Source organism: Vibrio sp. OPT41 (assembly GCF_015163595.1).
In the GTDB taxonomy this organism is placed as follows: Bacteria; Pseudomonadota; Gammaproteobacteria; order Enterobacterales; family Vibrionaceae; genus Vibrio; species Vibrio alginolyticus.
In genome coordinates this window covers 80,274-99,201 of record NZ_JADDYH010000072.1, presented here as the reverse complement: position 1 = coordinate 99,201, position 18,928 = coordinate 80,274, and the positions used below count along the sequence as shown (strand labels likewise).

The 18,928-nt window shown below is 41.8% G+C and carries 34 protein-coding genes; 22 read left to right on the top strand and 12 right to left on the bottom strand.

What is annotated here, in order from left to right; translation table 11 throughout:
- Window positions 1-65: 65 nt before the first annotated feature.
- The 7 genes from IQP38_RS23300 to IQP38_RS23270 all read right to left on the bottom strand — a co-directional run bounded on the left by IQP38_RS23300 (window position 66) and on the right by IQP38_RS23270 (window position 5,331).
- Complete coding sequence (locus tag IQP38_RS23300) at window positions 66-629, bottom strand: hypothetical protein (protein WP_140210702.1); 564 nt, start codon at window positions 627-629, stop codon at window positions 66-68.
- Window positions 630-1,100: 471 nt separating this feature from the next.
- Window positions 1,101-1,310, bottom strand: coding sequence for a hypothetical protein (locus tag IQP38_RS23295; protein ID WP_021453336.1), 210 nt, complete (start codon window positions 1,308-1,310; stop codon window positions 1,101-1,103).
- Window positions 1,295-1,921, bottom strand: a complete 627-nt coding sequence (locus IQP38_RS23290; protein ID WP_025627164.1) for an MT-A70 family methyltransferase — start codon at window positions 1,919-1,921, stop codon at window positions 1,295-1,297. The genes IQP38_RS23295 and IQP38_RS23290 overlap by 16 nt, the downstream gene beginning before the upstream one ends.
- A complete protein-coding gene (locus tag IQP38_RS23285) occupies window positions 1,918-3,042 on the bottom strand; it encodes a hypothetical protein (protein ID WP_193838080.1) in 1,125 nt (374 codons plus the stop codon). The genes IQP38_RS23290 and IQP38_RS23285 overlap by 4 nt, the downstream gene beginning before the upstream one ends.
- Window positions 3,043-3,106: 64 nt before the next feature.
- A complete protein-coding gene (locus IQP38_RS23280) occupies window positions 3,107-3,931 on the bottom strand; it encodes a DUF2303 family protein (protein ID WP_021454722.1) in 825 nt (274 codons plus the stop codon).
- Between the two features lie 13 nt (window positions 3,932-3,944).
- Window positions 3,945-4,373, bottom strand: a complete 429-nt coding sequence (locus IQP38_RS23275; protein WP_020840934.1) for a hypothetical protein — start codon at window positions 4,371-4,373, stop codon at window positions 3,945-3,947.
- Between the two features lie 322 nt (window positions 4,374-4,695).
- Window positions 4,696-5,331 carry a helix-turn-helix domain-containing protein gene (locus tag IQP38_RS23270; protein ID WP_025510299.1) on the bottom strand — a complete coding sequence of 212 codons (636 nt, stop codon included), beginning with the start codon at window positions 5,329-5,331 and terminating at the stop codon, window positions 4,696-4,698.
- Window positions 5,332-5,622: 291 nt separating this feature from the next.
- On the opposite strand from IQP38_RS23270, the gene IQP38_RS23265 reads away from it, so the two are divergent.
- The 17 genes from IQP38_RS23265 (at window position 5,623) to IQP38_RS23185 (ending at window position 13,085) form a co-directional block, all read left to right on the top strand.
- Window positions 5,623-5,937 (top strand): hypothetical protein, encoded by a 315-nt coding sequence (locus tag IQP38_RS23265; RefSeq protein ID WP_020840932.1) that lies wholly within the window; start codon window positions 5,623-5,625, stop codon window positions 5,935-5,937.
- Between the two features lie 74 nt (window positions 5,938-6,011).
- On the top strand, window positions 6,012-6,971 hold the full coding sequence (locus IQP38_RS23260; RefSeq protein ID WP_193838079.1) for a hypothetical protein: 960 nt from the start codon (window positions 6,012-6,014) through the stop codon (window positions 6,969-6,971).
- Window positions 6,892-7,401 carry a hypothetical protein gene (locus tag IQP38_RS23255; protein ID WP_029810963.1) on the top strand — a complete coding sequence of 170 codons (510 nt, stop codon included), beginning with the start codon at window positions 6,892-6,894 and terminating at the stop codon, window positions 7,399-7,401. The genes IQP38_RS23260 and IQP38_RS23255 overlap by 80 nt, the downstream gene beginning before the upstream one ends.
- Window positions 7,398-7,763: a hypothetical protein gene (locus tag IQP38_RS23250; RefSeq protein WP_193838078.1), complete on the top strand. Its 366-nt coding sequence runs from the start codon at window positions 7,398-7,400 to the stop codon at window positions 7,761-7,763. The genes IQP38_RS23255 and IQP38_RS23250 overlap by 4 nt, the downstream gene beginning before the upstream one ends.
- A 62-nt stretch (window positions 7,764-7,825) precedes the next feature.
- Entirely contained in the window at window positions 7,826-8,227 is a 402-nt protein-coding gene (locus IQP38_RS23245) for a hypothetical protein (protein WP_021453894.1), read from the top strand.
- Window positions 8,224-8,529 carry a DUF4406 domain-containing protein gene (locus IQP38_RS23240; protein WP_021453152.1) on the top strand — a complete coding sequence of 102 codons (306 nt, stop codon included), beginning with the start codon at window positions 8,224-8,226 and terminating at the stop codon, window positions 8,527-8,529. Before IQP38_RS23245 ends, IQP38_RS23240 begins: the two co-directional genes overlap by 4 nt.
- 7 nt (window positions 8,530-8,536) lie before the next feature.
- Window positions 8,537-8,686, top strand: coding sequence for a hypothetical protein (locus IQP38_RS23235; RefSeq protein WP_021454738.1), 150 nt, complete (start codon window positions 8,537-8,539; stop codon window positions 8,684-8,686).
- A gap of 2 nt (window positions 8,687-8,688) precedes the next feature.
- Complete coding sequence (locus tag IQP38_RS23230) at window positions 8,689-8,880, top strand: hypothetical protein (RefSeq protein ID WP_020840925.1); 192 nt, start codon at window positions 8,689-8,691, stop codon at window positions 8,878-8,880.
- A gap of 43 nt (window positions 8,881-8,923) precedes the next feature.
- Window positions 8,924-9,733, top strand: coding sequence for a Bro-N domain-containing protein (locus IQP38_RS23225; RefSeq protein WP_020840924.1), 810 nt, complete (start codon window positions 8,924-8,926; stop codon window positions 9,731-9,733).
- A 13-nt stretch (window positions 9,734-9,746) separates the two neighbouring features.
- Window positions 9,747-10,019 (top strand): hypothetical protein, encoded by a 273-nt coding sequence (locus IQP38_RS23220; protein WP_020840923.1) that lies wholly within the window; start codon window positions 9,747-9,749, stop codon window positions 10,017-10,019.
- Window positions 10,020-10,096: 77 nt separating this feature from the next.
- Window positions 10,097-10,555, top strand: a complete 459-nt coding sequence (locus tag IQP38_RS23215) for a Ref family recombination enhancement nuclease (protein WP_020840922.1) — start codon at window positions 10,097-10,099, stop codon at window positions 10,553-10,555.
- 69 nt (window positions 10,556-10,624) lie between these two features.
- On the top strand, window positions 10,625-10,921 hold the full coding sequence (locus IQP38_RS23210; protein ID WP_029810961.1) for a hypothetical protein: 297 nt from the start codon (window positions 10,625-10,627) through the stop codon (window positions 10,919-10,921).
- 242 nt (window positions 10,922-11,163) lie between these two features.
- Window positions 11,164-11,592 (top strand): hypothetical protein, encoded by a 429-nt coding sequence (locus IQP38_RS23205; RefSeq protein ID WP_029860343.1) that lies wholly within the window; start codon window positions 11,164-11,166, stop codon window positions 11,590-11,592.
- A gap of 104 nt (window positions 11,593-11,696) precedes the next feature.
- The gene (locus tag IQP38_RS23200) at window positions 11,697-12,089 is read left to right on the top strand and encodes a hypothetical protein (protein ID WP_020840918.1); all 393 of its coding nucleotides are present in this window, start codon (window positions 11,697-11,699) and stop codon (window positions 12,087-12,089) included.
- Between the two features lie 10 nt (window positions 12,090-12,099).
- On the top strand, window positions 12,100-12,600 hold the full coding sequence (locus IQP38_RS23195) for a hypothetical protein (RefSeq protein ID WP_140326829.1): 501 nt from the start codon (window positions 12,100-12,102) through the stop codon (window positions 12,598-12,600).
- On the top strand, window positions 12,587-12,871 hold the full coding sequence (locus IQP38_RS23190; protein WP_021453067.1) for a hypothetical protein: 285 nt from the start codon (window positions 12,587-12,589) through the stop codon (window positions 12,869-12,871). Before IQP38_RS23195 ends, IQP38_RS23190 begins: the two co-directional genes overlap by 14 nt.
- Window positions 12,872-12,875: 4 nt before the next feature.
- Entirely contained in the window at window positions 12,876-13,085 is a 210-nt protein-coding gene (locus tag IQP38_RS23185; RefSeq protein ID WP_020840915.1) for a hypothetical protein, read from the top strand.
- A 353-nt stretch (window positions 13,086-13,438) separates the two neighbouring features.
- On the opposite strand, the gene IQP38_RS23180 is transcribed toward IQP38_RS23185, so the two are convergent.
- The 5 genes from IQP38_RS23180 to IQP38_RS23155 form a co-directional block, all read right to left on the bottom strand.
- Window positions 13,439-14,308, bottom strand: coding sequence for a hypothetical protein (locus tag IQP38_RS23180; RefSeq protein ID WP_072875480.1), 870 nt, complete (start codon window positions 14,306-14,308; stop codon window positions 13,439-13,441).
- A gap of 154 nt (window positions 14,309-14,462) precedes the next feature.
- Entirely contained in the window at window positions 14,463-15,026 is a 564-nt protein-coding gene (locus tag IQP38_RS23175; RefSeq protein ID WP_175547327.1) for a hypothetical protein, read from the bottom strand.
- Window positions 15,027-15,178: 152 nt separating this feature from the next.
- Window positions 15,179-15,412 (bottom strand): hypothetical protein, encoded by a 234-nt coding sequence (locus tag IQP38_RS23165; RefSeq protein WP_193838104.1) that lies wholly within the window; start codon window positions 15,410-15,412, stop codon window positions 15,179-15,181.
- Window positions 15,409-15,651 carry a hypothetical protein gene (locus IQP38_RS23160; RefSeq protein WP_072875488.1) on the bottom strand — a complete coding sequence of 81 codons (243 nt, stop codon included), beginning with the start codon at window positions 15,649-15,651 and terminating at the stop codon, window positions 15,409-15,411. Before IQP38_RS23160 ends, IQP38_RS23165 begins: the two co-directional genes overlap by 4 nt.
- Window positions 15,652-15,789: 138 nt before the next feature.
- Complete coding sequence (locus IQP38_RS23155) at window positions 15,790-16,425, bottom strand: hypothetical protein (RefSeq protein ID WP_072875490.1); 636 nt, start codon at window positions 16,423-16,425, stop codon at window positions 15,790-15,792.
- Window positions 16,426-16,897: 472 nt separating this feature from the next.
- Between IQP38_RS23155 and IQP38_RS23150 the strand changes: the two genes are divergently transcribed.
- From IQP38_RS23150 to IQP38_RS23135, 5 genes are all read left to right on the top strand, one after another.
- Window positions 16,898-17,140, top strand: coding sequence for a type II toxin-antitoxin system Phd/YefM family antitoxin (locus IQP38_RS23150; protein WP_020840902.1), 243 nt, complete (start codon window positions 16,898-16,900; stop codon window positions 17,138-17,140).
- A gap of 12 nt (window positions 17,141-17,152) precedes the next feature.
- Entirely contained in the window at window positions 17,153-17,488 is a 336-nt protein-coding gene (locus IQP38_RS23145) for a type II toxin-antitoxin system RelE/ParE family toxin (protein ID WP_072875496.1), read from the top strand.
- A 187-nt stretch (window positions 17,489-17,675) separates the two neighbouring features.
- Window positions 17,676-18,257, top strand: coding sequence for a hypothetical protein (locus IQP38_RS23140; RefSeq protein ID WP_193838077.1), 582 nt, complete (start codon window positions 17,676-17,678; stop codon window positions 18,255-18,257).
- A gap of 24 nt (window positions 18,258-18,281) precedes the next feature.
- Complete coding sequence (locus IQP38_RS26920; RefSeq protein WP_265575756.1) at window positions 18,282-18,407, top strand: hypothetical protein; 126 nt, start codon at window positions 18,282-18,284, stop codon at window positions 18,405-18,407.
- Between the two features lie 93 nt (window positions 18,408-18,500).
- On the top strand, window positions 18,501-18,923 hold the full coding sequence (locus IQP38_RS23135) for a hypothetical protein (RefSeq protein WP_193838076.1): 423 nt from the start codon (window positions 18,501-18,503) through the stop codon (window positions 18,921-18,923).
- Window positions 18,924-18,928 lie beyond the last annotated feature (5 nt).

Here is an 18,928-nt window from a genome sequence, read left to right as displayed (position 1 = left end):
TAAATCTAAGTTATTGCATTTAAAACGCTAACGATCATTGAAACTGTCGCACTTTGCTATAAACATTAGTTGAACTTAAAACCATACTTTCTAAGGTAACTGTCTGTTTTTTCTCTATTTAGTTTCAGCTCAGCATTAACTTGGTCACCAATTAGTGGAAATCTTGGGTGCTCAACATGATTTTTGATTAAAAACAATATGTCATTTGCTGTAGAGTAACTTCCAGCTAAACGTTGATGAGTACCATTACTACTACAATAATCGTCGTTTGAGCACTCTGTATATAGCTCCACGATAAAACTATTTAACTCTTCTATTCCGGTATATATTTGCTGGAAAGAAGAACGCTGTGAATTGTTAAAATTAAGGCAAACATCGGCATAATACTTCTCATATATTGGATAACTTATCTTTCTTGGGTAGCTACCCGCCCCGATGCTTTCTGAACCTTCAATTTTTGTTTTGATGATTGACTTAACAAATAAAATGTCATCATGAACCAGTGTTAACTCTTCAACTAAGCTGGAACGAATTTTAGTTTGCCAAAGCATGTATGAAACCCAATCATAAACTCGATTTACAAGGAACCCAACTAACACACCAGATATGGCAATTGTAACTTTTTCCAAATGAGCAAACCTCAAAAATTTATAAACATTAATTAACCACTAAAAGTATCCTTTTACCCATTGGGTGTGCAACCTTTTTAATACCTGATCAATGTGTAATCAATCGGCTAATGAAAGTTAACAGCGGTTGGGTTTCATCATCCCCGATAACTTCAAATATGTTGTTCCCCACACTTTTTCGAATAACTTTTGGTATGTAATATGATAAAGAGCGAAGTGAGCAAGAATTTTTTGTTCTGAATTGCTTTGAGGATAGGACGGATTTAGAGAGATCTGTCAGATATAGTCCATCTTGGAAAAGAAACTGACAGATTGCGTTTAGACTAACTCTAAATTGGGCATCATTGATTGCTCATGTTCTGCACCCCATCCATGATAGCCTTTCAAGCATTACAGAAAGGCATGCTCACTTCTATATGTTGTCAAGTTTTTCTCTAATCGACCTCCATAAATAACGCCCTTCAACAACACCTACAAAAAGTCGTAACCCTGATCACTTTCCCACTTGAGAACATCTTTAGTTTTCCAAATGAGTCGTGGCGATGAGATAACAGGTTCAGGGAAGCCTTTTGTTTTACGCCAGTTGTATAGGCCGCGCTTTGTGAAGTTCTCACCATCGCGCATTGCAAAAGGGCGATATCTAACAAGCAACTGCTCAATACTAATTAGTTTTTCTTCCACTTTTCTAATTCCTCATATTGAAGCTGAATTTCCGCTAAGTATGGTTTTCTGAATCCAACCTCATCTAAAATTAAACTTGGTGCCGATTGGTTGCCGAATACATCCCAACCATTTCTTGGTTCGCCTCGATGGAAAAGCTCAAGCTTTCTAGCGAACCGTCCAGCGATTTTTTCTACTTTGCTGCGGCCTTCTTGTGGCTTGGCACTATGTTCGCCAACTGGTGCCGTAAAGAAAGAGCGAACGGAGCGACTTGCTGGTTTTGGCCTACCTTTAACCGCGATTAGTGCCGATTCTGTTCCAGCTCTTGTGTGGTAACCAAGACCAAAGAAAGGCAAGCCGTTAACAGTCTCTTTTCCCCAAACCAATCCATTTATGTTTTTAACGGTAAATCCCCACGCTTCAGCAAGATCACAGGCCTCTTTAGGCATGGCGTTCACGTACCACATGATCAGATAACAGTTATCAGATGCCAGTTCACCAACTGGCATTTTCTTTAAGTCGTCTATCGTCATTGTTGGATACTTTTGTGAAGCGCCGCTTTTCATTGAACCGCCAGTTCTTTTTGAGCTGAATTGCCAAGGTGGATCGGCATAAATCACATCGTATTTCACTTGCGACGAACCTCGTTTACTTGCTCTTTCGTCCAGTTCTCGCGTTCCCAAGGTTGAACGATCTTTTCGTCAATTGCTGCTCGGATTTTTGACGCACTTGCTTCGCTAATGCCCTTAACTGATTTTGCTATTTGTTCATCGGTTGGGTGCATTACGCTGTAAACAGAGAAATAATTTGCATCGTTCAGAAGCTTTAATTCTCGTTCGGTGATTGCACCGTCGTAAACAGATTCAAGTGTGACTTCTTTAAAGTGTTCCACACGCGCAATTAGATGCTGGTGGCTAACTTCAGCAGCGTTCGTGTAAATTTCTTGAAGGTCTGTATATAGCTCTGTAGGAATACGGCCTTCAAACTCGTGAACTGTTGGGATTAATGGGATAAGCCAGTCAGAAACACTTACCACACAACAAACAGCCCAATTGGAACGCAATTCAATATGGAAGTTTAAGTCACGAATTACGCTTAGATTTTTAACCAACGGCTTGAACGCAAGAGGGTAGCCATAACGGTAGATAAATAGCTCTAAACCGTCTTTGCCAACGTATGGCTTTTCTACGTCACCATCAATGAAATGCAATCGAGCTTTGTACTCTTCGCATAGGTGCGTTGCTTCTAATGCCGCTTCGCTTAGTTGAGTAACTTCTTTTTTCAAGCGAATATTTTCTTTGCGGTAGTCGCTTGATTCTTTCTTTAAACGGTTGATTGTGTTTAAGCGCTCGTCAGCAGTTGCGCGTGATTTAGCTAGGCGTTGCTTTAAAGCGTCTGGATTCATTTCACGGTAACGCTTAACTTCTTCTCTTAGTGCAGGAAGATCAGCCGTTCTTGCTTTTAGTAAGTTAAATTCGCTGCGTAGTTTGTTGAGCTTGTCTAGGTGGTCTAGTTCAATTGCTTCGTTCTCTTTGGTCAGCTCAATAACTTTCAGTTCAAGCGTGTCGCGTTCAGACTCAGCCTTTTCAATTCGATCAATTAGTTCGTTGTACTGATCGGTTTCGTAGTTTAGAGATTCAGAAACTAATTGTGCTTGGGTTTCAACAAGAGAAAGGACGTTACCAAGTTGGTTTTGAACCATGTTTAGAAGGTGATTAACAGCAACGTCTACAGGTTGGGTTTGGTTGGTCATTGGTCTACCTTGTGAATACAACTTATCTGATTTGTTCCCTCGTGAGTGAGGGAACCATTACTCATTAGTAAGTACCGATGTAAGTCGGCATTGCTACCGATTGGTTTGCGAACTCTTCTTTAACGACTTCAAGGAACTTCTCAGCCATTTGCTCTTGAATCTCTTCCATGCGTTTAATGCGTAGGGTTAAAAGCTCATTTCGAATTATTGATAGGCGCAACTCAAAGCGGAAATCACCTAAACCAGAGTATGGTTCGCAAGTGAATACAAATGCCGCAGGTAGCACAAGATCTTCACGAGTTTTAGTCGCAATACGTTCGTATTCGCTTTGTGATTGAGAGAAATCACTAACTTGTCGGTTTGAGCCGCGAGTGTGTTCAAAATCAAGTTCACGAACAGCCGCAATCGCTTTGAACATTTCAATTTGTTCGCCGTTTGAGTCAAACGCAGAAATGTAGTCTTTCCAATCTTCCAAGAACTCAGCCATATCGCGTTGTTCCATGCGTTCGCCGTCGATGTTTAGCAGCGCTTTAAATGGTGCAGTGCGTTTTAGTGATACTGAAGCCTTGTGAAGTTGATGACCAGCTTTGTCGTTAGTACCAACGTCAAAGATTGTTTTAGCTTTCATTGAATCAGCATCAATAAAAGTCTTTGAGCCTTCTAGCTGGTGGTCTTTTGCATACTTCGCAAACTCAGTGATCGAGATTGTATTAAACTCGCCACGCAAGTTATTGCGGTGTTCTTGGTACTGTTCCAAATCTTTTAGGGAACAGTTGTCAGGCACTAGAATCAGTTGGGAAAGCGTATTTTTAGCTTCAATGGCTTTAATAAATTCAGGAACGCTACCCTTATTTACAAGTTCTTGAATTGATTCTTTAGTAAATGACATTCTTCTTTACTCCTTAGTATTTACCAACGCTTAGTTTGCTAATGCCAGCCGGAATTTCTAGCTGGTTGTGGACGCCAACGGCTGGGCGGTCATAACTCAACTTGCCACCGAAGCCAGCAAACGCCACGGTTTCATATTTGAAGTCTTCGACTTTCGAGCCGTAATTTACTTTCGGTTCTTTAACCGTGATCGCCGTGGTTACATTCATAATCGACGGGTCGGTTTTAGATGCTGGTGAAAGTTTTAGCTTTAAGATGATCTCGCCAGCTTTACCGGAGTTAGATACGGCTAGCGCCACGTTGGATGTGGCTAAACCAAGAACGTTAGCAATCGAGCCAGCCTCTACACGCTCGATAAACTCAGGGAAGTTAGTCACACGTTCCATTTGAGGGTCTTTTTTGGCAGTTCCTTCGCCAGTCATTTTTGCTTCGTCAATAGTCATGTTTACTCACTTATCTTTTGTGATACTATGACGGCGTTGCAGCGGTTTGGTCGCCGCTTCAACACGGTCATACCATTAAATGGTCTGGTCATACCTTGTGAATAAAGCCGCTCAGAAATGGGCGGTTTTATTTTTGTTCGCTTGTTTCCGAACGATGCAAAGATTAACTTAACGATGAAAATATTGGAAGTGATCGAAAACGGTAAAAAATGAAATTATTGTTTTCGCTTTTGATTGATTTGGGATTTTAGACAAAAAAACCCTCGCATAGCGAGGGAAATCCTTTTAAAAGCTGATTGTGAGTGATATCTATCACCAAAAATTAGAATATCGCATACGCAGCGAAAGTGCCAATTAATTTCTGACCAGTGATTTCTACAAGACGCAATTCAAGAGGTAACTCTTCATTCATGGATTTCAAAAACTGCCTACCGTGTGCGGATTGGTATTCCATGATCTCCACGTTGTTACCAGTGTTTGCTACAACCAATTGACCAGACACAGGTGATTTATCAATGTCAAAGTACAAGTAGCCACCAGCAGGATAGTTTTTGATTTGGTCATTCACCTTTACAACGAATTGACTCTTTGAGTTTCCACTAGGGCAAGGGAATCGTTGAGTGCGCTCTGAAACGCCCGTTTTTAAAAACTCATCTGGGTCAACGTCAACGAACGAGTTTAATGATACTAGGGGAGCACCTAGTTCAATGCGAGAAAGCTCTTTGTATTCATCAGCCGTTGGCGAACCTTCACCAGTAGCTAACCACTCAAGACGGCAATCGAGGGCATCTGCTAGCCTGATAGCCGAATCGAGCATGATACTTTTTTCTGGATTCAATTTGATGTTGGTTAACACCGCTCGACTTACACCAGATCTCTTTGCCAAGTCGATGCTTTTGGTTATGTTTAAATCCCGTTTCCTCTGCTCAATGTTCCGAGCAAGCACAGACATAGACATAATGCCCCCTGTTTGATGTTTAAATATTACGCTTGTATATGTATGTGAAATTCACACACCAAGTATAAACCAATTCTTTTTTTTGGTCGATTATTGGTCGAAAATTTTTTATTTGACAACTCTGCTGTTTACGATCAATGATTGCATTCATCGAATGTTGACGACACTCAACAGTAGATAACCTAAAAGTGTGTTTTGGTGAGCGTGGGAGCTATTTCCTATCAGCCACCCACTTGTGGCGCTAATAGCTCAGTGTCGCCACGCTCAACCAAAGCACATTGAGAGGTAACCATGAACATTCCTGAAAATCGCTTTTTCGTTCTAAACAACATGGCTGTCGTTCCAACGATGATTTTTAAGCGTGGTTTGACGCTTGAAGAGTTAGGAGCTTACTGCGTTTTGAGCGCGACAAGTTTCAACTGGTGGAAAGATGTCGATGAACTCAGCAACGCATTGGGAGTGCCAGTCGAGAAACTTGAATCACTCAGACAAGCGTTAGTTGAAAAGTGTGGTTTGACTGAACCTAAAGACGAATACAACGAAGAAGAACAGGCTGAACGCGCAAGTTCTATCTACAAAGACATTCGAACAAATAGTGAATTTTAAGTAAAAAAAACCGCCGTGTGAGGCGGCGGTCTTTAAGTTTGCACCAAATGTTAGTGCTGTGACGAGGTAATTATATGGCACAACCAAATAAGAACGCAACGATCAAGCGTAAACGTGCAAGTCGCAACTTCACCATGATTTGCAACGAGGTTTATGCAGACCATTGTTTGAGTTTTCAAGCTATGGGATTGCTTAGTTACTTGTTGTCAAAACCTGATGATTGGGAAGTTAAAGTGTCCCACTTAGAGAAAGTAACCACCGGAACCATGAAGAAAACGGGGCGTGATGGTGTTTACGTAATACTAAAAGAGCTTATTGAGCGTGGCTTTTGCCTTCGCCACAAAGAGGCTGACGGTTCAACCTGGTATGAAGTGAGTGACTATCCAAAAAGCCTAATCCGTGAAAGCCGTATTACGGAAAAGCCAGATCCGGCTAATACGACACTACTAAATACTGATCTTAAACTAAATACTGATCTAAATACTTCGGCCGAATCTGACGATTCAGACCAATTGCTTTCTGATGCGTTTGCAATTTTCTGGACTGCCGGAATGAGAAAGGTTGGGAAGATTCAAGCATTCAATGAGTTTAAGCGAGTTATCAAGCGCCTAAAGGCCGAGCCTTACGAGTTTGCACGAATGCTCGCTGAAGACGTAAAGCGACGCAATGCAGCGCAGCAACAAGGTTTTGATCGCTTACATCCAGAACGTTACATCAAGTACGAACGCTGGACAGATGAATTGCTTAACGACACGAATCTAAGAGGTATCGACAATGGACAGAAATTTGAAATCAATGGAATCGGTTATGGCGAGAATGCCGATCAGTCAATCTTCCCTGAATGGTTGCGGATTTACCCAAACCAATCGCCAGCAATCAAATTTGCACGAGTACAACAACAGCGCCAATGGATTGAATCCCAAGCTAACAGCCCTATGGGACACGCTAACGGAAATGTACGGCAAGACATGGGTCACGATGAATGGCGCAGTGATTACTACGGCATGGGAAAACTTCCTTTCGACCCTGAATGATTTGCAACTTAACCGGATACTAGCGATCTGTTTTGACCGACTATCCAACGGTAACCGCTTCCCTCCATCGCTTGGTGAGTTGATGACTCAGATTAACCAGCGAACCGAAGCGGAATACCGCGAGGCCTATGACCGATTTTTGAATCGTGCGCCAATGGGGAGAGCCGAGAAATGGGTAGCACAAAATTGTGATTGGGATTTGAAACGAGCTAGAGCTGGTGGAGAGTTAGAACTTTTCATCAAGTATCTACGGGATGCAGACGCTAAAGAACGAGCTGGCCGCTTGAGACTTGCAGAGGATGAGCTAAAAGCGCTACCAGTACACAGTCGAGTTTCGGTAAGTGACAAGGTTCGAGAAGAGTATCGACGTTCAGGAGAACGACACGAGTTTTCTGATCGAATTGACCAACTAAGGGCCATGAAACGATGAACGATATCAAGCAGCAAATGAAGATTTTGATCGCCAAAATGCACGAGTACGGCTTTGAAGAAATCGCAATCAACAACGATGTGCCAACAATGGATCAGGAGTTTGCTAAAGCGCTAGTGAATTACCTAGAAGCCACCAGCAACGCATTCTTGAGCGTATATCGCCTTCACAAGCTAGCGAAGCAAAGAGACTTCAAAGTATTGAGTGAGAACTTAGAACAGGACTTAAAAACACTAGCTGGCATGGCTAGCATGATCGGCAATACGTGTAACTCATACGGGCGAATGGAAATTGAAGCGTTTGATGTTGCTTTAGAGGCTCTTCACCGCGCAAAAGAAGAATCTAAATTTTCGGCCTGTTAAATTTACAAACGTAAATTTCGATCATATATTTGTTTTCGAAACAAAACAAAAGGTAACAATCAATGACCAAATTACCAGACCAAAAAGCTTGCCAAGTATTGTTAACAATGGGGCGCAGACGCCAAGTTGAACAAGCCATTTCAGAGCTAAATGAATTGGCCGTTGCCCTGTACCACCACTTTCGACAAGGCAAAGGCTCGATCACTGAAGTGATGGAAGAAATTGCTGACGTTGAAATCATGCTAGCGCAGATCTACCAGCTCGTAGACAAAGACCAGCTAGAAGCTATCCGACATAAGAAAATCGAAAAGCTTGATTTTTATCTATGGCGAGTAGGAGAGATCCCACGCGAGATTTCCGAGCTGCAACATCAAATCACTAAAGAATCCAGTACCGAAGAAATTGAGCGTATTGAGCTAAAAATCAACGCCCTTAGACGCGAAATGGAGAGCATTAAGGGATGAAGATTTATATCGCTGGTGGCGTTACCGATGTGCCTGATAGCGAAGCGCAATTTAAACGCGCAGCCCTAAAGATTCAGTGCATCGGTCACGTTCCCGTTCACGCACTGATGTTGCCAGAAGGATTAAGCGAACAAGGGTACATGGATATAGCAATGGCAATGATTCGTGAAGTTGACGCGATTTATTGCTTGCCGAACTGGAAAACTAGCGTTGGCGCATTCGCTGAAGTTGCTTACGCAAAGAAGCTTCACTTGCCAGTGTTCCACAACATTCAACAAATCAAGCATCGTTTTCGTTTCTAGGTGAGTTATGCGTTTTAGTGAAACCGTTCTAGTAGCGATACACGGCGCACTAGCGATCTACATGCTGGCTAAGTTCGGCATCGAATTTACGGTGATGATTTACTTTCTAGCTGGCGTAATCGTTGCGAGATTGAAATCACTCAAATTGGTGAGGTAGGCATGAAATTACGAGACTTGCCTTATCAGTACGATTTCAAGCTTAACGGGAAGAGATATAGCCAATTCATTAGACCTAAAAAGCCAGTAGATCCGAATGATTTCAAAGTCGTGTGTTATGAGCCGCCGCAAGGCGACTCTATTGATATTCATTGCATGACTGAAGTTAAGCCAATAGTGCGTGTTCGTGTGTAAGCAGGGTATGACCAAAAGAACCATGTTTTAAGGAATTACGTTGATGAACATAACCAAATTCAACAAACCTATTTTTGGGGATCTGACCGTCATCATTGATATGGATAACGATCCTTGGTTTATCGGGAACGAGGTCGGCGCAATGCTTGGCCTTGTGAACGCTCGTGATGCGGTTAATCGGTATGTTTCAGAACAAGATAAGAAGCCGCTAAAGCAATTAATGGCCGAATTTCCAACGTCGAGCTGCTCGACGTTAGAGTTAAATCAACGGCTTACGGTAATAAACGAGGCTGGTATGTATGACTTGATTCTTTCCAGCCAAGCGCCAAAGGGTAAGCCGTTTCAGCGTTGGATCACTCACGAAGTGTTACCAAATATTCGAAAGCATGGCTCCTATTCATTGACCGAACAGCCGCGAACAAGCGCGGAATGGTTACTTGAGCAAGCAAAGGCTCTAGTTGAACAGGAGAAGCAGACCAAACAGGCCATTGAAACTGCCAACGACGCTCATCGACGAATTGACGAGTTAGAGCGCAATTTTATTCCGGCTGGATATGCGATTGTTTCCGGTTTGGGTATTCACTACGGGCTATCCAATCAAAAGGCTAAAGAGCTAGTGGAAGCTTATGACGTTCCAACTAGACCAATCACAGTGAATAGTGGGACGTTCCCCGTTCTCACTAAGATGGTGCTCATTGAGGACTTTAAAGCCGCGCTCAAGAAAGAAATTCAACTTCTCTCACTATCAGATACCGGATTATGGTTTGCTGGTGGACAGTTAGGGCGATTTGCGGCCAAAGGGCGAGTGTTAGAACTATTCAAAAAATACCAAGAAACATTAGCAGTCATTTAGGGGAACGCATTAGATGAGTAATCCGAACCAAGTATTAACCTACTACCTGATCACTTATCACTACTACAAAAAAGGCGTGTTTGCGCAAGCTGGCTATCAGCAAGTTGCTTTGAGCCAGAGAATGAAGCCTTACTCAACTAAGAAAATAATGGCCGCTATAGCCGATCACTTAGGAGTTGACGCAGATACGTTACTGCCTATCAACATTCAGGAGCTTGGTTCCTATCCAAGAGCCATGATTGAAGATCTAAAAGAACAAGCCGAGGCGTTAACAGTGACGCTTTAGAGTATCGCTTTTGAGTTAGAGCGTTGCATTCAGTGAATGCAGCGCTTTTTTTGTGCCTAGAAAACAGGAGAAGAGCAATGAAAGGTCGCAAACCGACAAAGGCAGAACAGATCTATGGACAGGCCGTGATTCAACGTTGTGGTTGTATAGCTTGCGATAAGCTTGGTCACCCGAATGATTGGCCTGAACCGTTGGAATACGTTGAGTTTCATCATTCGAGTGAGAAAGGTGCGGTTAAGCCACTAGCTCACTTTTTTGGTTATGGCCTTTGTCCCGTTCACCATCGAGGCGCAACTGGCGGCAACCCAATACCAGAAGGCGAACCAGTACGACACGATCCGCTAGGTAGTCGCAAGCAATTATTCTTCAACAAGGTTGGTACAGATTTAGAGCTGGTGGAATATGCGTGGTCTAAATTGCCACTAGAAGCGCTCGATCAGATTGGAGAGCTTACCGGAATATGGAGCTTTGAAGAGTTGGTGCGAGAGGACGCGAAGCAACGCAACATTTTTGAAAACATAAATTCCAATATTTAGGTTTGTTTGTATAATCATCGAACGGATACAATTATTTTTGTTCAATGAATATTGCAAGGTATGACTGACATGACCAAAAACAAAGTTTCACCGAGAGATGAAATCGCGGCAATAGGATTTAACGCAGCTATTCGTCTCCTTTCTATCCATAGACATTGCTCAGAGCAAGATGCAGTTGAGTACCTAGCGTTCGAGCTAGGCCGAGCAATTCCACAGATTGAGCATTACCGAGTAGTAGGGCTAAGTATCCACTTAGTTCCTAAAGTCATCGAGATAATGCGACAAAACAAAATCCCATTTGGCCGCCACCAGCTAGCGCCAACAAAAGAAATTATTGCTATGGCACAATGGCGCAACACAAAGTGACGCAAGGTATTACCAGACAAAACACAGGGGAAAATAGGCTTGATTGTTGTTTTGTTTGGATTCGTGATCTTCTCTGTTGGTCACGCTCTTTTTATGATTTCGGTGTTGTCGTTCTATGATTCTATGAATCGAAAGTTAACAAGTAAGACATCGACCATAATTTTTTTGATTGGAACGCTGCTTATGACGAGCGGCTTTCTTCTAAGCCCTTTGTGGCTAATTCAACAAATAGGTATGAACAAATGACCGACCAAAAAGTGCTAAACAGCAAAACACGACCAGAACTAATGAACTTTCTTGAAGAGTTTGTGCAAAGGGACGGTTTTAAAATCGCCTTAACCATTAATCCAGAGATTCAGGATGATGAAAGAGTAGGTCTAGGCATTAAACACGAACAGTTTCCTACGGTTAACAATAATCTCGCTGATCACATCGGTTGTGCTTTGAACGAGGTGATCAAAGAGCTTATGCCTCAACTTCTTCCAAAGGTAACAGCTATTGCTCTTGCAAAGATGGCAGGTGTGGATTTGAGCAGCGTGAAACTTACAGAGTGCGATTGTGAAGATTGCCAATGCAAGGATTCTGAACACCACAATGAAAGCGACGAATCAAAAGACGACGGAGCAGAAAAGATCCGAACTACTTCAAGCTCGTCAAATCGTATTCACTGATGCGAAACGCTTAAACCTTGATGAGTTTATGATCCGGCTAGCCAAGCTAGTCGGTTCGTACAAGTCTGTCACTATCTACGAGAACAACGAGGAAATATCCAGCTATGACACGCGAGATTGTACTGTCAACGCAAGAACAGCTACTAGCAGAGGGGATTCTTTCGAAATCAAGATCACTACTTAAACAGATGGAAGCCAACACGCTGCAACCTGTTAGCGTTAGTGAGCTTTGTTCCTTAGCAGCGGCTAAAGCCTTGGCTCTTCTACATGACCATGAGGATGTATCGAACATCGTTATGGAAAACATTTCTTTTGGTATCGCTAACTCGAATTATTACTTACTCCGAACCAAGCAACAAGAAAGCCAAATCAAAGAACTACAAGAAGAAGTGGCCCGACTCAGTAAGTTGCTTGAAGAGTCCGGCCAGATAACTGTTATCGACGCAGTTACACCGGAAGAGGCCGAACTAGGCGAAGTTAGTAAGCAAGACAGCTAAGGAGAAAGTAGTGAATACCATTGACGCAGCGACCATTGTTTTTCAAGACGTACTTGGTTTTGATAATCCAGAATTTGCAAGCGCTTACGTCCAACTAGCCTACAGCGACCAAGCGGAGCTTGACGCCCTATGGTTTGACTTAAATTGCGACTCAATGAAAACCATTCTGGCGAACGTAATTGCAGAGCGCACCGGAACGTTGCCGACTCTAGTTAAAGCGGCCATTCAAACTAAGCCGCAGTTTTGCAATTACTCAGTGACGAATCACATTGCTTGGCAATCGCTTGTTAATCATGCCGTCAGTCAAAAAAACGCAGAAATTACGTGTTTTGAACTGGCTAAAATCATTCTGATGTATCCAGATTGCCCTAAGTTCTCGGAAGCTTGCGAATACGTTATGGAGCTTGGTTACGACGTTCCTAGTGATTTTCGTGCGGATTTCACGGTGTTCTTTAACGAGACTGTTTCGGAATATATCGAAGAAGAGGCAAAAACCGATGAGCGTGAGTGAGATTAAGCAATTAGAGCGCGATTTAGGTGCCGTGATCGGTTATTTGAGTGCGCCTAAGTTAAGCGCGGTTCAGTTAGTTATTCGCAAGGCAGAGGCAATCAAGCGCCTTACCCGAATGCTAGACGAAGCAAAGTTTCTAAAGCAGCAAACAAAGTGCATGGTATTGCACGAGTTATTTGCTGAATTTGAGGGGCGTTCGGCCAGCTCTTTAACGATAGAGAAGCTGGTGGACGTTATTAAAGAGTGTAATGAGCATCTAAAGACGGTTTGAGCCTATGGGATACGATCTAGCGGAGTATTTAAAGCAGTTTGGTTTAACAGTTGCCGACCTTGAGGACGAGTCGGGGCGAGGCCGTAATACGCTTTACACTTGGTACAAAAAAGATAAGCAGATTCTTATGTGCATCATTCGATCACGGCTTTCCAGCAAGCTGCAAGTCATTGCCAAAGATATCGAAAACAAACTTTCCATGTTGGAACGATAGTTATATCGGCCACCGAGATTGAGTATTCAGTAAAACCATGTCTATTTGCGTGTGAACGAATGCATGCAGAGCGTACATACCGTGTATACGGGTGTGTACGCTGTTCTATCCCTGTAGACTTAGTAAGGCGATGGTCTCACTGCGTGAAACCATCAATACTGACCATCAAGTGAAGCGACTTTCGATGTGAAATTTAAACTGATGTCCCACCACAGTCTCCAAATAATATAGCGACGCATTAGGGGGCAGGATCGCTATACAAAAGCTAACGCAAAGTGACTTAATCACTGAACTCAACGCAAACCGGAAATACCACGCGTTGGGAGTCCATCTTGAACAGTTTATTAGAGGATTTATGGCACGTCGAATATATCTTGCCAGCTTAACGGAGAACCTGAGTAAAACATCTGTTCTTCAGTTCCTTCTTCATGATTGTCAGTATCCCAAGCACCAATGAAATCTTCAACCTGCCCTTCTGTCATAAATAATTCTAAATTTAATGGATGCGGCTGCTTACGTCGTACATAGTTCATACGATGGCGATCTTCACGATCATGGAACTCGAAACCTTCAATTTCTATATTACATACTTGCTCTGCATGTTTGTTTAGCAAAACATGGTCATCCTTGGAAGTATTTTTCTTAATAGATGACTCGAGTAGTTCAGAGCTAAACTGTGCAACTTCAGCTAATAACGTTGCAAAGTGTTCAATATCATAATCAAATCCAAGGTTAGCATCTCCACTAGCTGGTGCTCTATATGATATAAGTTCTCGCTGAGCTTTTAGCTGGTTACAAAAGCTCTTAACTTCTTTAGCTTTCTCTTGATCAAACTTAGCAACCCAATCACACGTTAAACTAATTGCTTTTGCGTGAGAAATTTCAATGAGCTTACCATCTTCCCAATCTTTATCAGGAAGCATAAAAACCACACCACGAAGCAAAGACAAAATAGCATAATATTCAAGGTATGGAACAGCCACACGTAGATTCGACTCTTGTGCAAACTCTCGCTGCTTTAACAGCACAGTCGCATTGAGGATCATTTTAGTAGACAAGTAAGTTCGTGAGGTCCATTGTGAATTAAGCTCTTCATTCCAAGACTTGGTTAGTAATGCATAGCGACTAGCAATATCATTGGACGCTTTATTGAATTTTTTCTCGGTACCTATTGAGAATAACTCTCGATAACTATAATACCAATTACGCCCTGCAAAATTCATAGCTTTATTTTTAACCACTTTTGTTTGAATATTACTTCTGTAAAACAGTTCATCAACCTAAATTTTTTAAGCCCTGTTAAGATGTGGGCAACTCGATACCGATGTTACCGCAATACTAAACGCAACGCATAGCAAAAATGCCACCTGTGCCAAATCACTCTTGAACAGATTGTAAGTTGTACTTTTTACTGTTTCTCCAAACTCTCCAACGTTTAACAAATGAAAAACTTGTGAGTTTGAATTTAAATCGACAGAACCTATTGAAAGTAACATTAGCCATCATTGGGTCTGACTTCATGACTTTTATTGTATCTTGTGCATGAAACCTTGATACAGCAGCATTGTAGATAGAAAATGTAAAGGTGTAAGACTGACCTTCAGAAAAGTTTAGTGATTTTAAATCAATGGTTTGAGATGTGGTTTCGCCCGGGCTCAGTAATTGCTTAATGTCATAGGAAAACTCTGTAGAACTTACAATTTCGTGTTCCCCAAGTTGAACAACAAGCCTATCGACAAATACTGATGTATTTCCTGTATTTGACATAATAAACTTACAAGCGAGCTCATCTTTTACTACAGTTCCCGCACTTTCTTTGTATCGACGATTAATCTCAACTAATCGAGCACCGAACACAAATGAAGAGTAATAACTACTACGATAGAGTGTGAGAAGAGACACTAAAAGTGCAGCTCCAGCTACCCAGTCAGAGAATTCCAATTGGACCTCCATTTATTCTCCTAGACTCTAATGTCCTGTTAAGGTGTGAGCAACGCAATACCGAAGCTGCCGAATACCAACTTAAACTCTAAACTCAACGCATAGTGAAAAATGCCACGCGTTGCGAATTGCTCTTAAACAGATTTTTATGTTTATTCTGTTTCAAATTCTGCTATCAACTGTTCTACACGGGGCCGATATAACTCATTGTGAGCAAGAAATTCATCTAGAGATATAGTGGTACTGTTTTCTTCCCATTTAAAATGACTTACAGGTTTCGATGTACCTTGCCTTACTTGATATGTACCATCATCTAACCTATCTAGAAAGATATATGTTTCATCATCATGCCCACGAACGTTATAAAATATTTGTTTAGTTCTCATAAGGTGCCTTTTTCAATTTCTTTTCCATCAATATCATATTTGACGAATGATACTATAGTGCTTTGAGGAGGATAGATGCTCATACTATCCCTTACGATATACTTGGCGATTAGCTGCCCGTTTTGATCTAGTTCGTCATAACCATAAATGTCAGTATCACGACCTTTTCTTTGCTCACTTTTGCTACTTTTTCTGACAAGCTTATGGCCCTTTGGAATATTGAGTTTTTCTTCATACATACCTAGTTCCTTAATAAACATAACGTAAGTGGTGAGCAACGCTACCACCTTACCTAAACCATTGTGCAGAAAACACTAAAGTTGAATTTGAACCAAACCGAAAATACCAAGCAATGGGAATCCGTCTTAAGCGCTTTATTATACGCTTTTTGACCCCACATATATACCACTTGCATGGGATGCGTTTTCATAATGTCTAATATTTGTGATTATATATTTAATACTCTCTTCATCATCACCCAAACCTTTAGATATACGTACCATGAAATACACGATGCGAGACCATGCTTTGAAGTGGCCATCAGTTAATTCAGACGCGACCGGAAGCAAGTTACCAAAAGTATTTAGGTCAATGTCACATTGAGAACGAATGGCATCAATTTCTTGAGTAGCTAGGCCATTTGCTTTGATAAAATCGAACAAATTGTCGAGGTACTCAATGTTCTGCTTATGTTCTTCACCATAAAAGTTACCTACACGATACTTGCGGGGTAATGTTTTAAATCCGTGTCGCAAGAAAAAAATCAGATACTCACGTAGACGCTTCTCTTTGATGATTAAAAGCTGTATTCGGTTTTGTTCCTGCCAGCGATCTACGATGAACAATATAATGCATAGCTCGATCAGCATCCCAGTCAATTCTGGCAACAGGTTTCCTGAAAAGTACTCCGCAGGTTCGTTTATGTAGAAACCAACTCGGATACATACTAACAGTAGGATGAAAATCACGATGGTGAATGTTCCCTGTTTAGTATTACCTGGTATCCAATTCATTCTTTGTTATTTTCCTCTGACTACGTATAACGCTTTCCGTCTTCCATACTCCTATCATGCAACCTTTCCAATTACAGTTCAATTGATAATCAATAGGTTAATGAGAGGTAATGGGTATTGGATTACAAAATGACGGATAGTTTAAAAAGTTTACTTCGACTACCTAGGATAACTGTCGGTAAGGGAAAATTTTATCCAAATGAAGTTAATTAGCATCAGTGATAACCAAAAATAAGGCATAAATGAGTGTGCAATACCTATTGCAAAAGCTCTTTCAAATAGGCGTTTTTATGGTTAATAAGCATAAAGAGCACTTAATCGTTCAATCTGAGTTGGGTGCAAGCTAAATTTAGTTTAAATTTGGACTAATCTCGGTTTTGGTGTATAGTTAGTAACGCAAACAAATGAACCTAGACTTTGATATCTCCAAATCTAGGTGCGTTCTATGATTTTTTATACCGAAGGAAGAACCATGCGCACTGAGACGGTAAGCTACTTAAAGAAAAATGCAGCCGATCTCCCACTGGATGAAGCGATGACGATCACACAAAACGGTAAGCCGATTTATGTGGTGGAATCATACGAAGAACGACTAAAGCGCGATCAAGCAGTAGCCTTGATGAAGCTTGTTACTATCAGTAGCAAGGACGTAGCCCAAGGTCGCACAATGTCATCGAGTTCGTTTAAGGAGAGATTGGCCGCCAAGAAATCATAAGGTGACCATAAGATGGCCAATGTTGTTTATACGGAAACGTTCGCTAACACAGCAGAAGAACGTATTGACTACTACTCACAATGGAATGATTCCACTAGCGTAGTAGAGAGAGTTGAAAATTTGATTGAGACGTTCGAGCAGAACGTTGAGAGCAATCCGGCCATATATCCGGCTTGTTATGAGCTAACTCAGCTTGGAGTGTATCACTTTCGTCAGTTTAGTTTTGATGGGTTCAAACTTATCTATCAATACGACGATGCGACAGATACGGTTTACGCCATGGTTTTGATTAGTGATAAGCAAGATTTGCAGAAAACCCTAGTGGACTACTGCATCCGGTTCTTATAAAACTGATGATTAAAAGCCGCCTTTCGAGGCGGTTTTTTTATGCCTAAAGGTCGCAATAGCGGCCTTTTTTGATCATCCTCAAAAAATATTTTGTTTTCGTTCGTGTCTTTTTGTTTACAAACGAAAACGGCGGAGCTATATTTTACATGCAAACAAAATTGCACCTTTCGACACGAGGATGACCAAAATGACCAACTTAAAAGAAAAACAAATCAAACTGGCTACTGCTGCTATTGCTGATCTTAAAGAGCTGGTGGCGCAAACAGGCAATCTACTAATGAATCTTTCTAAATCTGGCGTTGAGGCAACTGCAAAGGCCGTTTGTAACTTCTACAACGAAGCGTCACCAATCCAACAAGATTGCTTAGACATTGCTTACTGCTGGTGTGGTTCTTGGGATTCAGAGAACGAAGCGCGTGAAGCATTGGAAGCCGTTAAGGGGAACGCAATCAAAGCCCTTGCTTGGAAGCAAAACCGCCTAGAAGTGTTTGAGTGTGAGCGTCCAGAATACCGCCAAGGCATTACTATCTATGAAGTGGTGCGCGTTTCTACTAAGCGAGGTGAACCGCTATCAGCGCATACTAATTACTTCTCTAGCAAAGAAAGAGTGAAAGCATTCCTAAACAAGAAATACGACTTTTACGCGCCGGATATGGAAGAGAACAGCAAATTCAAATGTATCGAACGCTCAGACTACTCTTTGCAGTTCTACCAAGAAGATGAGGAATATCTGATTGAGTTCCACATGAACCATGTAGATGTAGAGTAATTATTTGTTCGGGAGGTTGTTAGCATGAAGGCTGAAGCAATGACTCAAGAAATGTTCAATTGCATCTTAATAGCCGTGGAATACTTTGCCATTCTTTTTATGGGTGTATTCATCGCTCGTAAACGAGGTGTATTTAAAGGTAAAAAATAATCCTCGATCATGTATTTAAACTAAACAAGTCAGCTTTAATGCTGGCTTTTTTTGTTATCATTCGTGTCATAAAGTTCACAGGTGAGAACAGATATGGCCGTTTATATCCCCGTCAGACACTTAGGAAAGGCTTTTATCGAAAGCCAAGCCAAAACACCGACCAAACAGCAAAGGGACATTAGCAAGGCTTACCAGAAGCTACATGCGCGTGTTCAGCGCAACCTTATCGGCTTGCCACCATATCAAACTGAAGTTCTATTTCATCCGACTCGCAAATGGCGAATGGATTACGCTTGGCCCGACTTAAAGATTGCCTTGGAGGTTCACGGCGGTACTCATTCAAGTGGGCGTCACACTCGCGGCGTTGGCTTTGCAAACGACAGAGAGAAGATGAACGAAGCGCAGCTTTTAGGCTGGATTGTTATTGAGATTGCATCGGACAACTTAGGCCAGCTTAGAGGCTGGTTAGAACGCGCCTTTGATCACCGAACGAAAACAATGAACACTGAACAGTGATAATA